We start from the raw sequence: 14,692 nt of genomic DNA on the forward strand, positions 1-14,692 counted from the left end.
GTCCGCCACGGTGAAGCCGCCCGGGTGGCTCAGCGAGGTGTTGGAGTAGCGGACCAGCGCGTAGTCGTTGCCCGGGAAGGGGGCGCCGCCGCCGGCCGCTGTGGGTCACGCGCTGATCGTGATGTGGTTCTCTACGGAGGTCACGCCCGGTGCCGACCACGCGGCCCGCTCGGCCTCGCGGCGCTCGGCCCAGGACCGGACGGTCCCGGTGAGCGTCACCCGGCTGCCGTCGACCTGCACCCGGATCCGTTCCGCGTCCAGCTCCGCGTCACGGACCAGCGCGTTCTCGATCCGTTTCGTCAGTTCCTCGGCCTTGGGCGCCGTGCGCGGCCGCACCGAGATGAGGTTACTGACGCCCTTGACGCCGCGCAGGGTGCGAACCATGCGCTCGGCCTCCCGGCGCTGATACTCCCATTCGACCTCGCCGCGCAGGGTGACCCAGCCGCCGGACACCGACACCTTGACGGCATCGTCCGGGATCAGCGAGTCGAGCGCGAGCGCGTTCGCGGCCGTTTCGGCGAGGTCGATGTCGCTGCGCTCGTGGGAAGCCGCGAGCCGTACCTCGATCTCGTTCACGACCGCGCGAACGCCGCGGACCCGCAGGGCTGCCTGCTCGGCGGCCCACTTCGTGGTGAAGGTGTCGACCCGTCCGGTCAATGTCGCGACGCCGTCCTTGACCGTGACGGCTACGTCGCTCGACGCCACTCTGGCATCCCACTCCAGTTCCAGCTGCACCTCTCGCCGGATCTCCTCGTCGCTGCCTGTAGCCACTGTGCTGGTCATACCGCTCCTCCAAAGTCTCGGCGGGCGCCACGTCGGACTCCGGGTGAGTCCGGATCGCCCGGGTGGGGTCAGTGCTGCTACGTCGGGTGCCTGCTTCTCGAGGCGGTCACGTTGACGCCGATGCCACCAGACGGTCGAAGTCCTTCGGCAGCTGGGCCATCGCGTCGGAAAACTCCTTGGGTCCCACCGTCTGCCGCAGCACCATCAGCACGGCGGCCACACCCCGCTCGGCGGTCGACCGGTCCACCCCGGCGTGCTCCGCCACCCGTTGGAGGAACTCCTCGTAAGAGAACGGGACGGCCGGCTCGGTGACCTTCACCAGGTATGGGCGCAGTTCGGCCGGGACCCGGTCGGCCAGATCCTCGGCCTCCCCACCGCTGATCCGGTCCGAGAGGGCGAGGAGGGTCCCCTCGGTGATCAGCAGCCCGGTGACCCTGGGCACCCCGGCCCGCTCGGCGACCTCGTCGATGAAGTTCAGTTCTGTCATACCGGATACCTCCGTATCGGTCGGTCCTCACCGTCGAGGCTGGCCGCCTTCCAGGTGAGACCGGCTCACCTGGAAGGAATGAACTGGTGAACGCCGGTCCCCGAACGCCGGCCAAGCGCGTACCGGGTCCGGCAAGCTGTCACCATGCAGTTCCTCAACGAAGTCACCGAGGACCTGGACGAGGCGCGGTCGATCATCGCTCGGCACTTCTACACCAACTTCGTCGACGCCGTCTCGACGCCACCGGGGTGGCGAGCGCGGTTCGGCATCGCCCCGGCCGGCCCGGTGACGCTGGGCGATCTGAACTTCGGCACCGACGTCCGGATGCGGTTCGGTGAGCTCGGCGCTTATCACGTCGACGTTCCGATGACCGGTGCCATGAGCTGGCACCAGGGCAACAGTCGTTCGCAGGAGGCGACCACGTCCACCGCGGCCGTTTTCCAGCCGGTCGGTGACACCACGCTGGAGCGGTGGAGCGGCGGCTGCCGTCTGCTCGCCGTCAAGATCGAGCGGCACGTACTGGAGAATCACCTGGCCGTCCTGCTGGACGCGCCGGTCAGCGGCCCGGTCCGATTCGCGCCGGCACTCGACCTGTCCGCCGGGGCCGGCGCCGGCTGGCTGAACCTGCTCCGGTTGGTCGTCACCGAGTCGGGCCGCAGCGGCGGCCTGCTGCATCACCCGGTGCTGGGTGCCCGGCTCCGCGAGAGTTTGATCACCGGGCTACTGCTGGCGGGCGACCACCCTTACCGCGACGCCTTGGACAGGCCTCGGCCCACACTGGCGGCGCCCAGGGCGGTCCGCAGGGCGGCCGAGATCATGCGAGCCGATCCGGGACGGCCCTTCACGATCACGGAACTGGCCCGAACCGTCGGTGTGAGCCCGCGGGCGCTGCAGCAAGGCTTCCAGCGCCATGTCGGAATGCCGCCGATGAGATATCTGCGCGAGTTGCGCCTGGGACTGGCACACGAACAGCTGACCGGGGCCGACCCGGCACTGACCTCGGTGGCCGAGATCGCCTACCGGGCCGGGTTCGCGCACCCGAGCCGGTTCGCCACCGCCTACCGCAACCGATACGGCCGGCCGCCGGGCGAAACGTTGCGACGTTGAACGTCGTCCTCACGAGATACGGAACCGGGCGACCAGCGAGGCGAGGTCCGTGGACATTCGCGCGAGGTCGGCGATGGCCTGCTGAGTTTCGACGAGATGTCCTCGGTGGCCCGCGCGGTTTCCTGGGCGAGGTCCTTCACCTCGGAGGCGACCACGGCGAAGCCCTTACCGGCGTCGCCGGCCCGGGCGGCTTCGATGGTGGCGTTGAGCGCGAGCAGATTGGTCTGCTCGGCGATCGAAGTGATCACCTTGACGACGTCGCCGATCTCGGCGGAGGACGTCCCCAGCTGGTTCATCGCGGCGGACGTGCTCGAGGCGAGCAGGACGGCCTCGCCGGCCACGCCGGCCGCCTTGCCGGCGTTCTCGGAGATCTCGCGGATCGAGGCACCCATCTGTTCGCTACCGGAGGAGACGGTTTCGACGCTGCGGGAGATCTGCTCGGCGGCGACCGAGACGGATTGGGCCTGGCTCGACGTCTGCCGAGCCGACTCCGCGATCTGAGCGGCCGTGCCGGTCATGTGCTCGGTGGCGCCGGCCCGCGCGGCCGCCGAGTCGTCGATGGCGACGATGGTCTGCCGCACGGCGGACATCGCGGTGTCCAGCGACCTGCCCATCCGGCCGGCCTCATCGCGTGAGGTCAGCCCGGTGGTGCGGCTCAGGTCCGACCCGGCGATCCCGTCACAGACGTCCTCGACCCTGGCCAGGGACCGCACGATACGGCGCGCGATCACGACACCCGCGGCCATCGCCGTCGCGACACCCAGGACCAGAATGATGATCGAGATGACTCGGCTGGACTCGTATCCCGATCTCGCCGCGGCCGCGTTGTCCGCAGCGTCCGCCGTTTCGGCCGCGCCGAGCTTTTCCAGATCGGCGTACATGGCGGTGATGGGCGGCAACGTCTCGGTGTCGCGAATCCTCACCCAGGCGGTCATGTCATGCCGTACGCCGGCGGGCAGCATCTTGTCCCGCACCACCGTGACGTAGGCCTGCCAATGTGTTTCCAGGTCGTCGATATCCGCCGGATTGCAGGCGGGAGAGCTGGCACGGTAAGCGGTCATCGCGGCCGTGAAGTCCTGCGTGTCGGTGGCGAACGCGGCACTGAACTTCGCGGCCGACGTCCGGTCGTGGGAGAGCGCTTGATTGGCGGCGTCCACACGGGCCTGTCCGACGGCGGCTCTGAGCTGACCGACGGCTTTGACACTGGCCACATTGCTGCGGTAGATCCGCTGCGCGGATTCGCTGCTGCCGCCCAGCGCGGACAGCCCGACGATCCCCACCAGGAGCGCCACCCCGGCGGCCACGGTGACGGCCGTGAGGACCTTGACGCTGACACTGAGATCGGCGAAGTGGAATCGACGCTGGCCGGTCATCTCCGAAGCGGACACCGTGGTCATGCGGTCTCCCTACATCCTCGCCGAGCAGCTTGGCCGGTGTTCGCCGCCTCGTGCGGGATCACCGGTTCACCGTAGGGCGCCGGCCGAAGCGGGATGACCGAGTCGGTCCCGTTGGATGCCGGACCGGCGGGATCAATGCGCTCTTCGGCTGACCGGCTTCGTTTTTGGGCCGTCGTCGCGCAGGGTGTGGCTGGGTGAGACCCCGTATCGGCCGCGGTACGCGGCGAACCGGCCGAGGTGCGCGAAGCCGGTCCGGTAGGCGATGCCGGCCACCGAAGCCGTGCCGGGATCCGAGCTCGCCAACTGGTCATGTGCGAGACCGAGGCGCAATTCGCGCAGGTACGTCATGGGCGGCGTACCGGTGTACCGGCGGAAGCTCTCCTGGAGCGAGCGGGAGCTGATCCCGGCGACGCGGGCCAGCTCAGCGACGGTGTAGGGCCGGCCCGGATCGGCCCGCGGACCGGCGCGTCGAGGAGGTCGGCGAGCTGGTTTTCCAGCGTGCGCCGATCTATCTTGACGGCGGGCAGGCGGCAGTCGCCGGTCCACCGCTCCAGGACCGTGTCGCCGAGGGGCTGAAACACGGCCGCGTTGCTCGTGGTCGCGGTCGGTCATGGCCTTGGTGCCAGTGCATGACGCCGCCGACCGGCACATCGACGTGGTAGGCGCCGAGCTCACCCAACCGCATCCGGATGTCGACACCGAAACTCAGGTCGCCCAACGTGAGTGGGTGAAGCCACGGCCGGGTCAGGACGACTGCCCGAGATTGGTGACCAGGTTGATCGCGACGGCGAGGATGCCCGTGCCGAAGGCGTACGACAGCAACGCGTGCCCGAGCGCGGCCCGGCGCACCGCGCTGTCGGTCGGTTCCGTCTCCGTCACGCCGAACGTCATGCCGACGGTGAACGCCATGTACGCGAAGTCGCTGTAGCACGGCGGCGCCTGCTGTTTGAAGTCGATGCCGCCGTCGGCATCGCGGTAGTAGATCCGGGCGTATTTGAAGGCGAATACCGTGTTGACCAGAACCCATGACAGGACGACGGCGACGACGCCGCAGATCACGGCGGCCACCGCGAGCGGGTCGTCACGGCCCGACGAGCGGATCAACGCTTCGGCTACTGCGGCCAGGCTGACGACGCAGGCGATCAGTACGGCCGTGTCGGTGGTGGACCGGGAGCGGCTCTCGGCTTCGGCCAGCCGTTTCGTTTCCCGCGGGCCCTGCTGCCAGCTGATGCGCCACACCGCGATGAGGATCAGGCCGGCGGCGACGATCCAGCAGACGAGAGCGCTGAGTTCCGGTGCGCCGAGCGCGGCGGTCACCGCCCCGGCCGCCACACCGGCGGCCAGGGACAGCAACATTCGCCGGATCGACAGCAGCCGCTCGGTGGGCACCGGCGTGACCGTACGACCGGGTTCGTCGATCATGGCGTGAGGATGACCTTCTCACAGTCGTCCTGCTTGTTCTTGAAGATCTCGTAGCCGTGCGGAGCCTGGTCGAGCGGCAGCCGGTGGGTGATGACCCGGGTCGGATCGATCTCACCGCGTTCGATCCGGTCGAGCAGCGGCCGCATGTATCGCTGCACGTGGCACTGGCCGGTGCGCAGGGTCAGCGACCGGTTCATCCACGCGCCGGCCGGGAACTTGTCGACGAACCCGCCGTACACACCGATGACCGACACCACGCCCCCGCTGCGGCACGCCATGATCGCCTGGCGCAGGGCGTGCGGCCGGTCGGTCTCCGAGCGGACCGCCTGCTTGAGCCGGTCGTAGGCGTGGATGTGCGCGGCGCCGTGCGTCGCCTCGAGCCCGACCGCGTCGATGCACTTGTCCGGGCCGCGTCCGCCGGTGAGCTCCAGGAGCCGCGAGCGTACGTCGACCTCGTCGAAGTTGATCGTCGTGTACCCGGCCTCCTCCGCCATGCGCAGCCGGTACGGCTCCTTGTCGATCGCGATCACCGTCGCCGCGCCGAGCACCCGGGCGCCGTCCATGGCGAACTGCCCCACCGGACCGGCACCCCAGACGGCGACGACGTCGGTGGGCTGGATGTCGCACATCTCCGCCCCCATGTAGCCGGTGGGCAGGATGTCGGACAGGAACAGCACCTGCTCGTCGGTCAGGTCGGACTCGATCTTCAGCGGGCCGACGTCGGCGAACGGCACCCGCGCGTACTGCGCCTGGCCGCCGGCGAACCCGCCGGTCAGATGGGAGTAGCCGAAGATCCCGGCGACCGGGTGGCCGAACATCTTCTCCGCGATGCCGGCGTTGGGATTGCTGTTCTCGCAGCAGGAATACAACTGCGCCGCGCAGGCGGCACAGGCGCCGCACGCGATCGGGAACGGCACGACGACCCGGTCGCCGACCCGCAGCCGGTCCGGGCCGACACCGGATCCGACCTCGACCACCTCGCCCATGAGCTCGTGCCCCATGACGTCGCCGTCCTGCATCGTCGGCACGTACCCGTCGAGCAGGTGCAGGTCCGATCCGCAGATGGCGGTCGCGGTGATCCGCACGATCGCGTCGCGGCTGTTCAGGATGCCCGGGTCCGGTACGTCGCGGACCTCGACCTGGTTGCGCCCGGCCCAGGTGTTCGCCCTCATGACGCCACCGCCTCGGCCCGCTCGGCGGCCGGCAGCGGCTGCGCCGGTCGCTGCGGGAACTCCGTGCGGGCCCGCTTGCCCCACGGCGCGCCGTCGGAACGCACCACCTCGCCGGTCTCCAGGACCTGCTTGAGCCGGCGCAGGTCGTCGTCGAGCTGTTGGTGCGGCTCCTCCCCGAAGTACTTCGCAACCGCCTTGCCCAGCTCGCCGCCGGGGATGTCGTAGACCAGGAGCACGTGCACCTCGGTGCTGACCCCGTCGGGTGCGGGCCGGAACCACACGGTGCCGGCGTTGGGTACGTCCGCGGTGTCGACGGAACGCCAGCCGAGTTTCTCGTCCGGTACGTCGTCGATGATCTCAGCGTCCCATCGCACCGTACGGCCGAACGGCGCCGATGCCTGCCAGTGGCTGGTGCGCTCGTCGACGGCGTGAACTTCGTCCAGGTGGGCCATGAACGTGGGCAGGGTCTCGAGCCGGCGCCAGAACGTGTATACGTCAGACACCGGCTTGCGGATGGTCGTCGCAGCGGTCAGATCCATTTCCTCCTCCTCCCGAAACGTGTGCGTTTCGGGTGGGTTCCCGCTGCTCGAGGGCTAAACGGCGAAACCGGAACTTGCGCTCATTCCTCGGTGAGGTGGCGCTGCTGGAGGGTGTAGAGCAGGGCGAACGACGGGCCGACCAGGGCGATCGCCACGGCGACGATCACGATCAGGGCGACCTGGGTCGAGTGCGGGGCGGCCACGTCGGTGATGCGGGCGTGGGTGCCGAGCAGGTAGGGGTATTGGGCGACGCCCCAGCCGACGACCAGGGCCGCCACTGCCAGCCCGGCCAGCAGGCGTACCAGGCGGGCGGAGACGCGGCGCAGCAGCACCAGGGCCAGCAGGCCCGCGACCAGGCTGACCAGGGCGACCGGCAGGGCCGGGCCGAGCAGGCGGTCGAAGATGCGCCGGGCATCGAGGCGGAGCACCACGATGCCCGCGATCGACAGAACCCCGGTGGTCCAGGCGGCGATCCACGCCCGCTTGCGGAAGTACGCCGTGAGCGCGGCCGGAGCGTCGGCGGTGAGCAGAACGGCGGCCAGGTAGGCGCAGACCGCTACCGCCAGCACGCCGCCGAGCAGCGAGGTCGGATTGATCCACGACGTGACGGCCGGGCCCGGGACCCGGCCGGAGGCGAGCGCGCCCGCGACCGTACCGAAGAAGAAGGGAGTGACCACCGACGAGGCGGCGAAAGCCGCGCCGGCCAGCCGTTGGTGGGATGTGGCCTGGACGGCTTTGCGGAACGCGAAGCCGCTGCCGCGCAGCACGATGCCGAGGGCGGCCAGGCCGAGCGGCAGGTAGAGGGTGCGCATGACGTCGGCGAACGTGGCTGGGAAGCCGGTCCAGAAGACGACCAGGCAGTAGATCAGCCAGGTGTGGTTGGCCTCCCAGACCGGGCCGAGGGAGTGGTCGATGACCGCGCGGGGGCCGCGGCCGCGTTCGGCGCCGCCGGCCGTCAGGTCCCAGAAGCCGGCACCGAAGTCGGCGCCGGCGAAGACGGCGTAGCAGAGCACGCCGAGCATGAGGGCGATCGCGACGGCGGTGCTCATGACCGCGGCCCGTACGGCACGGGTGTCGACCAGCGCCGGCGCATGCCCTTGAGGACGAAGACCGCCGCCGCGCCGACCGCGAGATAGATGATCAGGGCGCCGGTGAAGAACCACCAGACGTTGCCCGAGGTCGTCACGGCGTCGCGGGTGAGCAGGAGCCCGTGGACCGTCCACGGTTGACGGCCGACCTCGGTGACCACCCAACCGCATTCCAGGCAGACGACCGAGAGTGCGCCGGCCACCGCGCACGCCCGCAGGAACCACTTCGTGCGGGGCAGATCTCGCCGGAACCACCAGTGCAGCGCGAACCACAGCGCGAGCGCCAGCAGCGCGAACCCGATGCCGACCATCGCGTCGAACGACAGGTGGACGGTGTTGACCAGCCGGTCGGCCGGGCGGACGTCGACCGGGATCGCGTCCAGCCCGTCGATCTTCGTGCCGGGGCTGAAGCCGGCGAGCAGCGAAGCGCCGTCCGGGATCTTCAGCCCGGCCTTCACCTGACCGTCGATCAGCACGCCGCCGAGCGTCTCGGGCACGTTGGTGGACGTGTGCGGCAGCGCCTCGATCGCGGCGAACTTGGCCGGCTCCCGGTCGAAGACCGCCCGCGCGGCCACGTCGCCGACATAGATCTGGATCGGCATCGCCACCGCGGCGGTCCAGAAGGCGATCAGGAAACCGAGCCGGTGGTACGCGTCCCGCCGCCCTTTGCGCATGCCGGTCGCGTACACACCGGCGACCACGAAGCCGGCCACCACGTAGGCGGCGAGGAACATGTGGATCGCCTCGTACCAGAAGGCGCCGTTGAAGAACACCCGCCACGGGTCGACGTCGACGACCTGGCCGGAGTGGTCCAGAGTGATGCCGGCCGGCTGGTTCATCCAGGCGTTGGCCGCGACCACCGACAGTGTGCCGCCGAGCCCGGCGACGGTGACCGGCACGCCGGACCAGAAGTGGGCCCACGGGCTCAGCCGCTTCCAGCCGTAGATGTAGATCGCGACGAAGATCGCCTCGAGGAAGAAGAAGATGCCCTCGACCCCGAAGGGCAGCCCGTAGGCGGCGCCGTAGCGGCCCATCAGCCCGGGCCAGAGCAGCCCCAGTTCGAACGAGAGCACGGTGCCGGAGACCGCGCCGACCGCGAACAGCACCGCCGCCACCTTGGACCAGCGCTCGGCCAGCAGCAGCGCGGTCGCGTCACCGCGGCGCAGGCCTCGGTAGTTGGCGATCAGCATGAGGAAGGTGAAGGCCACCCCGAACGGCACCAGGATGATGTGGAAGCCGAGTGTGAAGGCCATCTGTTCGCGGGCGGGCAGCACTTGTGCCGGATCAGGCATGATGCGCCCCTACCCCCGAACCCCCGAGGTAACCGTTCATAGGCGGATCCATCGATAGCCGCGTCCGTTGATCTCGAGAGCGGCCAGATCGACGTCCCGGCCGTAGTCGGCGTCGGCGAGGATATTGAGCGGCTTGTGGCGGTTACCACGCTGGCTGCCGAGGTCGATGCGGCACGGACGGTCGGCGAGGTTGTGGACGAAGAGCATGCCCGAGTCGGGGAGATCCGCGCGATGCACCAGCACCGCACCGGGCCCGGAGTCGATGACCGTGTGTTCGCCCGAGCCGATCTCGGGACACTCGCGCAGGGAATGCAGGATCCGCTCGAACCAGACCAGCAGGCTGTGTTCGTCGCGGCGCTGGTCGGTCACGTTGACCTTCGACGAGGCGAACGGGCCGAAATCGATGACCGGGCAGATCAGGTCATCGGGCGCGGCGGTGGAGAAGCCCGCGTTCTCGGTGTCGTCCCACTGCATCGGGGTCCGGATGGCGTTGCGTTCCGGCAGTCGCAGGTCCTCGCCCATGCCGATCTCGTCGCCGTACCGGATGACCGGGGTGCCGGGCATCGTGAACTGCAGGCTGTAGGCCAGCTCCAGCCACCGGCGATCACCGCCGAGCATGGGAGCCAACCGGCGGCGGATACCGCGCCCGTACACCTGCATGTCAGCCTCCGGGCCGAAGACGGCCATGACGTCCGCCCGTTCCGCGTCCGACAGCCGGCCAAGATCGACCTCGTCGTGGTTGCGCAGGAAGGTCGCCCACTGCGCGTGTTTCGGCAGAGAGGGCAGCGCCGCCAAGGTCTGCCGGATCGGCGTGGCGTCCTCTCTGGCCAGCGACAGCATCAACGCCTGATTCAGCCGGAACGCGAACAGCATCGTCGTCCGGCTCGCCGAACCGTCGGCCTGCCCCACATATTCGATCAATTCGTCGTTGGCGACGTTGGCCTCGGCCAGCAGCACGGCGTCGCCGCTCCGCCAGGACACGCTCTCCCGCAGGTCGCGCAGGAAAGTGTAGTCGCGCCGCCCCCGCTCGCCGGACTCGATGACGAACGGCGCGGCGTCAAGGCGGAACCCGGACACGCCGAGCCGCAGCCAGAACTCGGCGATCTTGTAGATCTCGCTGCGCACCGCCGGATGATCGGTGTTCAGATCCGGCTCATGCCGGTAGAAGCGATGCCGGTACCAGGCTCCCGCGCAACGATCGAAGGTCCACGTCTCCACCTCGACGCCCGGAAAAACCTGGCCCTCGTACCGATCCGGCGGTTCGGTGTCGGACCACACGTACCAGGGACGGTACGCCGAGCCCGGGTCCCGCCGGGCGGCGTGGAACCAGGGGTGCTCGTCGCTGGTGTGGTTGACCACCAGATCGAGCATCACCCGGATACCCCGCTCGTCGGCCTCATTGAGAAAAGCCGCGAAATCCCCGAGGCTGCCCAACCGTGGATCCACGGCGTAGTAATCGGTGATGTCGTACCCGCCGTCGAGGCGAGGCGACGGGTGAATCGGATTGAGCCACAGCGTACTCACCCCCAACCGGCACAGATAGTCCAACCGCGCCGTCAGCCCCGGCAGATCCCCGACACCGTCACCGTCGGAATCCTGGAACAGCCGCACATCCACCGAATAGATAACCGCGTTGCGGTACCACCGCCCGGCCACCTCTACGAACTCAGCAATTCGTCGTAGAGGCCGAGGATCTCCAGAACCCGCCGGGGTATGCCGCTGACGTAGGCGACGTTCATCGCTACCCCTCGCTGGTCCGCCCGGCGCCTCGCGCCCAGCAGGACCCCGGCACATCTGACATCCATGAATCGCAGGTCGCTGAGGTCGACGACGACGGAGCGCACGCCCCGCTCCTCGACCGCGGCCATCAGGGTTTCCTCGACAACGCCGGCGCAGTCGCAGTCGATCTCCCCGCTGAGGACGACCCGCGCGGCCGGGCCGCGGACGCTCCGATCCAGCCGATGCGCCGGGGCGGCCCGGCTCTCGCCGCCATACCCGTCCCGGCTCTCCGTCGGTTCGTCAATCGGCTGCATCACCCCATGTCATCAACGTCGCGGCAGACAGTCCATTGGCGAAACCACCGATCTCGCCGGCGGCCCGGCCGATAGCGGATGCGTCGGTCCGGCATGACCATCGGCATTGTTCGTTGCCGCGACCACGCGTCCGGGCCGAGAGCACCGGCGGTCGATCTTCGTAACTATGCTGGGCCGGTGCTCATCGCTTCCCGCGGTGGCCGGCCGCTGACCACGGTCACCGACGGCGCGGCCTACCTCCAACTGCTGGCGCTGTCCGGCGTCGGCACCGTCCTGATCGTCCGGGCCTTCCTGGGCCTGGCCGGCTATCCACAGGTGGGCGGCGCCTCCCTGCACATCGCGCACGTCCTGTGGGGCGGCCTGCTCATGCTCGCCGGCCTGCTGTGTGCCCTGCTCCTCGCCGGTGTCGGCGCGCGGGCCGCCACGGCCGTTCTGGGTGGGGTGGGCCTGGGCCTGTTCGTCGACGAGGTGGGCAAATTCATCACCCGGCGCAACGACTACTTCTACCGCCCCGCCGCGGCCATCATCTATCTCGTCTTCGCCGCGCTGCTGGTGTCCGCCTCCCAGCTGCGCCGGCGGCGGGCGGTCGAGGACCGGCACCGTCTGGCGACCGCCGCGCAATTGGCGTCCGCCGGGGTGACCTCGGGGCTGACCAGCCGGCAGCGGCGCGCGGCGGAAGAGTTGCTGGACGGGCAGGAGGGGGAGGCGGCCGAGGCCGTGCGCGGGCTGCTCTCCGCCGCGCCGCACCGCGCGCACTCACAACGGATGCAGGACCTGTTCGACCGGACGGAGGCGGTGGCGCGACGGCTGCTCGACGGGCGCTGGTTCACCCCGGCGGTCCTGGGCCTGTTCATCGTCTCGCGGGTGGTGGTCGCGGTGGTGTTCGTGAGCCAGGCGCTGTCCCTGGCGACCGGCCACGACCTGAGCTCCGGTGCCGAACCCGGTGCGATCACCGGCGGGGCCGTGTCCCGCAGCGTCGCCCTGGCGTTCGTGGTGGCCGGGCTCCTGCGCTGGCGGGCCGACAAGCGCGCGGCGTACGGCTGGTTCCGGGTCGCGGTGCTGATCGAGCTGCTGGTGAGCCAGATCTTCAACTTCACCGACAGTCAGTTCGCCGCGGTCGGCGAGCTGCCGTTCAACCTGCTGGTCCTCGCGGTATTGAGCTACCGGCTGCGCCGGCCGGCCATCTGACCGGGCGGGCGCTTCATTTCGGGCAACGAGCTGTTTGGGCGGCCCGACCGGGGGTAGCCGTCCGCCTCACAGTGATACACGAGGCGTCCCGGGAGGTTCCTCAATGCAGGCGATGGTTTATCGCGGCCCCTACCGCGTACGGGTGGAGGAGAAGGACCGCCCGGTGATCGAGCACCCGAACGACGCGATCGTGCGGGTCACCCGGGCCGCCATCTGCGGCTCGGACCTGCACCTCTATCACGGGATGATGCCGGACACCCGGGTCGGGATGACGTTCGGGCACGAGTTCGTGGGCCAGGTCGAGGAGGTCGGGCCGTCGGTCGAGCGGCTGCGGCCGGGTGACCGGGTGATGGTGCCGTTCAACATCTTCTGCGGCACGTGTTTCTTCTGCGCCCGGGGGATGTACTCCAACTGCCACAACGTCAACCCGAACGCCACCGCGGTCGGCGGCATCTACGGGTACTCGCACACCACCGGCGGCTACGACGGCGGTCAGGCCGAATATGTCCGGGTGCCGTTCGCCGACGTCGGCCCCAGTGTCATCCCGGACTGGCTGGACGAGGACGACGCCGTGCTGCTGACCGACGCGCTGGCCACCGGCTACTTCGGCGCCCAGCTGGGCGACATCAAGGAAGGCGACGTGGTGGTCGTCTTCGGGGCCGGCCCGGTCGGTCTCTATGCCGCGAAGTCGGCCTGGCTGATGGGGGCCGGCCGCGTCATAGTGATCGACCACCTCGACTACCGGCTGGCCAAGGCGGCGGAGTTCGCCCACGCCGAGACGATCAACTTCACCGACCACGACGACATCGTCGTGCACATGAAGAAGATCACCGACCACCTCGGTACCGATGTCGCGATCGACGCGGTGGGCGCGGAGGCCGACGGCAATCTGATCCAGCACGTGACGGCGGCCAAGCTGAAGCTGCAGGGAGGTTCACCGGTGGCCCTGAACTGGGCCATCGACTCGGTCCGTAAGGGCGGCACGATCTCGGTGATGGGCGCCTACGGGCCGATGTTCAGCGCGGTGAAGTTCGGCGACGCCATGAACAAGGGGCTCACCCTGCGCATGAACCAGTGCCCGGTCAAACGGCAGTGGCCGCGGCTGTTCGAGCACATCCGCGCCGGCTATCTCAAGCCGAGCGACATCGTCACCCATCGGATCCCGCTCGAGCACATCGCCGAGGCCTACCACATGTTCTCGGCCAAGCTCGACGGTTGCATCAAGCCGATCATCGTCCCGAACGCCGCGTGAGGAAGACATCATGGCCTACACACCGGAGAAGCCGAAGCTGACCGAGACCAGCGACGAGTTGCGCGCCCGCATCCCGGGCTGGGGCGCCGACCTGGATCCCAAGGACCGGCCCGCGGTGCCCCGGGAGCGTTTCGACCCGCAGTTCGGCGGGGCGCACTGGGAGTTCCCGGAGCGGCAACCCGAGCGATGGCCCCGGGAACGGTCGATCGAGCACAAGTTCCTCACCCCGGTCTTCGGAACGTCCTGCCCGCCGCGCGGCCTTTCCGGGAAGATCCGCCGGTTCGCGTACGCGAAGTACAGCGAGGGCCGAGCCGCCCATTGGCTTCTGCTGCTCGGGGCGGACCGGGTGGACGTGCTGGAAAGCCGGTTGCGCGGTCTCGTGAGCGGACGTCCGGACCGCCTGATCGCCGAGACCGGCATCCGGGCCGAGCGGAATGCGAGCCGGGGACCACATCGGACCGACCGGATCCATCAGGCGTTCGATCCGCTCGTCGTGGCCGCGCCGTGGCTGCTGGGAGCGGCGATCACCTATGCCGTGATCCGCCGCGTGACCCGCTGACCGGCGATGATCACGGGGGCCTGGTGCGAGGCCGCGCCTTCGGAAAGTGGTCGCCTCAGTTGGGGCCGACCGGACCGGTGAAGTCGGTGCGCAGGGCACGGCCCTCGGCGCTGTCCGGGTCGGGGTCGTGGTCGTCGGGCGCGGCCGGTGGACGTTCGATGCCCGCGTCGTTGCCGGTCCGGTCGTCCATCTGACCCTCGTTCGACGACGTGGCCACCGCCTGCACCAGTTCCTCCAGCGGAAGCCTGTGCTCGTCGCGCCACTGGCCGTCGTCGTCACCCGCGGGTGGTCTCGAGTCGGTTGTCATGGCGCTCGGCTACCCGGACCGGGCCGGGACAAACCACGTTTCCCGGCCTCGTCCGGGGGTAGCCCG

At 69.5% G+C, this 14,692-nt stretch carries 16 protein-coding genes; 4 read left to right on the forward strand and 12 right to left on the reverse strand.

Annotated elements, in window-relative coordinates:
* Positions 1-105: 105 nt before the first annotated feature.
* Positions 106-783, reverse strand: a complete 678-nt coding sequence (locus AB0M88_RS14045; protein WP_364100569.1) for a BON domain-containing protein — start codon at positions 781-783, stop codon at positions 106-108.
* Positions 784-889: 106 nt separating this feature from the next.
* A complete protein-coding gene (locus tag AB0M88_RS14050; protein WP_364100572.1) occupies positions 890-1,270 on the reverse strand; it encodes a DUF2267 domain-containing protein in 381 nt (126 codons plus the stop codon).
* A 144-nt stretch (positions 1,271-1,414) separates the two neighbouring features.
* On the opposite strand from AB0M88_RS14050, the gene AB0M88_RS14055 reads away from it, so the two are divergent.
* Entirely contained in the window at positions 1,415-2,377 is a 963-nt protein-coding gene (locus AB0M88_RS14055; protein WP_364100575.1) for an AraC family transcriptional regulator, read from the forward strand.
* Here AB0M88_RS14055 and AB0M88_RS14060 read toward each other — a convergent pair.
* From AB0M88_RS14060 to AB0M88_RS14100, 9 genes are all read right to left on the reverse strand, one after another.
* Positions 2,329-3,774 carry a methyl-accepting chemotaxis protein gene (locus AB0M88_RS14060; protein WP_364100578.1) on the reverse strand — a complete coding sequence of 482 codons (1,446 nt, stop codon included), beginning with the start codon at positions 3,772-3,774 and terminating at the stop codon, positions 2,329-2,331. The genes AB0M88_RS14055 and AB0M88_RS14060 overlap by 49 nt on opposite strands.
* A 132-nt stretch (positions 3,775-3,906) precedes the next feature.
* On the reverse strand, positions 3,907-4,425 hold the full coding sequence (locus tag AB0M88_RS14065; RefSeq protein WP_364100809.1) for a helix-turn-helix domain-containing protein: 519 nt from the start codon (positions 4,423-4,425) through the stop codon (positions 3,907-3,909).
* Between the two features lie 93 nt (positions 4,426-4,518).
* A complete protein-coding gene (locus AB0M88_RS14070; RefSeq protein WP_364100581.1) occupies positions 4,519-5,196 on the reverse strand; it encodes a DUF1345 domain-containing protein in 678 nt (225 codons plus the stop codon).
* Entirely contained in the window at positions 5,193-6,368 is a 1,176-nt protein-coding gene (locus AB0M88_RS14075; protein ID WP_364100584.1) for a zinc-dependent alcohol dehydrogenase, read from the reverse strand. The genes AB0M88_RS14070 and AB0M88_RS14075 overlap by 4 nt, the downstream gene beginning before the upstream one ends.
* On the reverse strand, positions 6,365-6,907 hold the full coding sequence (locus AB0M88_RS14080) for an SRPBCC family protein (RefSeq protein ID WP_364100586.1): 543 nt from the start codon (positions 6,905-6,907) through the stop codon (positions 6,365-6,367). The genes AB0M88_RS14075 and AB0M88_RS14080 overlap by 4 nt, the downstream gene beginning before the upstream one ends.
* Before the next feature lie 80 nt (positions 6,908-6,987).
* Positions 6,988-7,956 carry a cytochrome d ubiquinol oxidase subunit II gene (locus AB0M88_RS14085; protein WP_364100589.1) on the reverse strand — a complete coding sequence of 323 codons (969 nt, stop codon included), beginning with the start codon at positions 7,954-7,956 and terminating at the stop codon, positions 6,988-6,990.
* Positions 7,953-9,287, reverse strand: a complete 1,335-nt coding sequence (locus tag AB0M88_RS14090; protein WP_364100592.1) for a cytochrome ubiquinol oxidase subunit I — start codon at positions 9,285-9,287, stop codon at positions 7,953-7,955. The genes AB0M88_RS14085 and AB0M88_RS14090 overlap by 4 nt, the downstream gene beginning before the upstream one ends.
* Positions 9,288-9,323: 36 nt before the next feature.
* On the reverse strand, positions 9,324-10,943 hold the full coding sequence (locus tag AB0M88_RS14095) for an alpha-amylase family protein (RefSeq protein ID WP_364100812.1): 1,620 nt from the start codon (positions 10,941-10,943) through the stop codon (positions 9,324-9,326).
* 2 nt (positions 10,944-10,945) lie between these two features.
* Entirely contained in the window at positions 10,946-11,320 is a 375-nt protein-coding gene (locus AB0M88_RS14100; RefSeq protein ID WP_364100595.1) for an STAS domain-containing protein, read from the reverse strand.
* 177 nt (positions 11,321-11,497) lie between these two features.
* Here AB0M88_RS14100 and AB0M88_RS14105 point away from each other — a divergent pair, with 177 nt between their 5' ends.
* The 3 genes from AB0M88_RS14105 (at position 11,498) to AB0M88_RS14115 (ending at position 14,319) form a co-directional block, all read left to right on the forward strand.
* Positions 11,498-12,508, forward strand: coding sequence for a hypothetical protein (locus AB0M88_RS14105; protein ID WP_364100598.1), 1,011 nt, complete (start codon positions 11,498-11,500; stop codon positions 12,506-12,508).
* Between the two features lie 103 nt (positions 12,509-12,611).
* Positions 12,612-13,760: a zinc-dependent alcohol dehydrogenase gene (locus AB0M88_RS14110; RefSeq protein WP_364100601.1), complete on the forward strand. Its 1,149-nt coding sequence runs from the start codon at positions 12,612-12,614 to the stop codon at positions 13,758-13,760.
* 10 nt (positions 13,761-13,770) lie between these two features.
* Complete coding sequence (locus AB0M88_RS14115) at positions 13,771-14,319, forward strand: hypothetical protein (RefSeq protein WP_364100604.1); 549 nt, start codon at positions 13,771-13,773, stop codon at positions 14,317-14,319.
* Positions 14,320-14,374: 55 nt separating this feature from the next.
* Here the strand turns inward: AB0M88_RS14115 and AB0M88_RS14120 are convergent, their stop codons facing one another.
* Entirely contained in the window at positions 14,375-14,626 is a 252-nt protein-coding gene (locus AB0M88_RS14120) for a hypothetical protein (RefSeq protein ID WP_364100607.1), read from the reverse strand.
* Positions 14,627-14,692 lie beyond the last annotated feature (66 nt).

The organism is Actinoplanes sp. NPDC051411, from assembly GCF_040682075.1.
GTDB lineage: Bacteria > Actinomycetota > Actinomycetes > Mycobacteriales > Micromonosporaceae > Actinoplanes.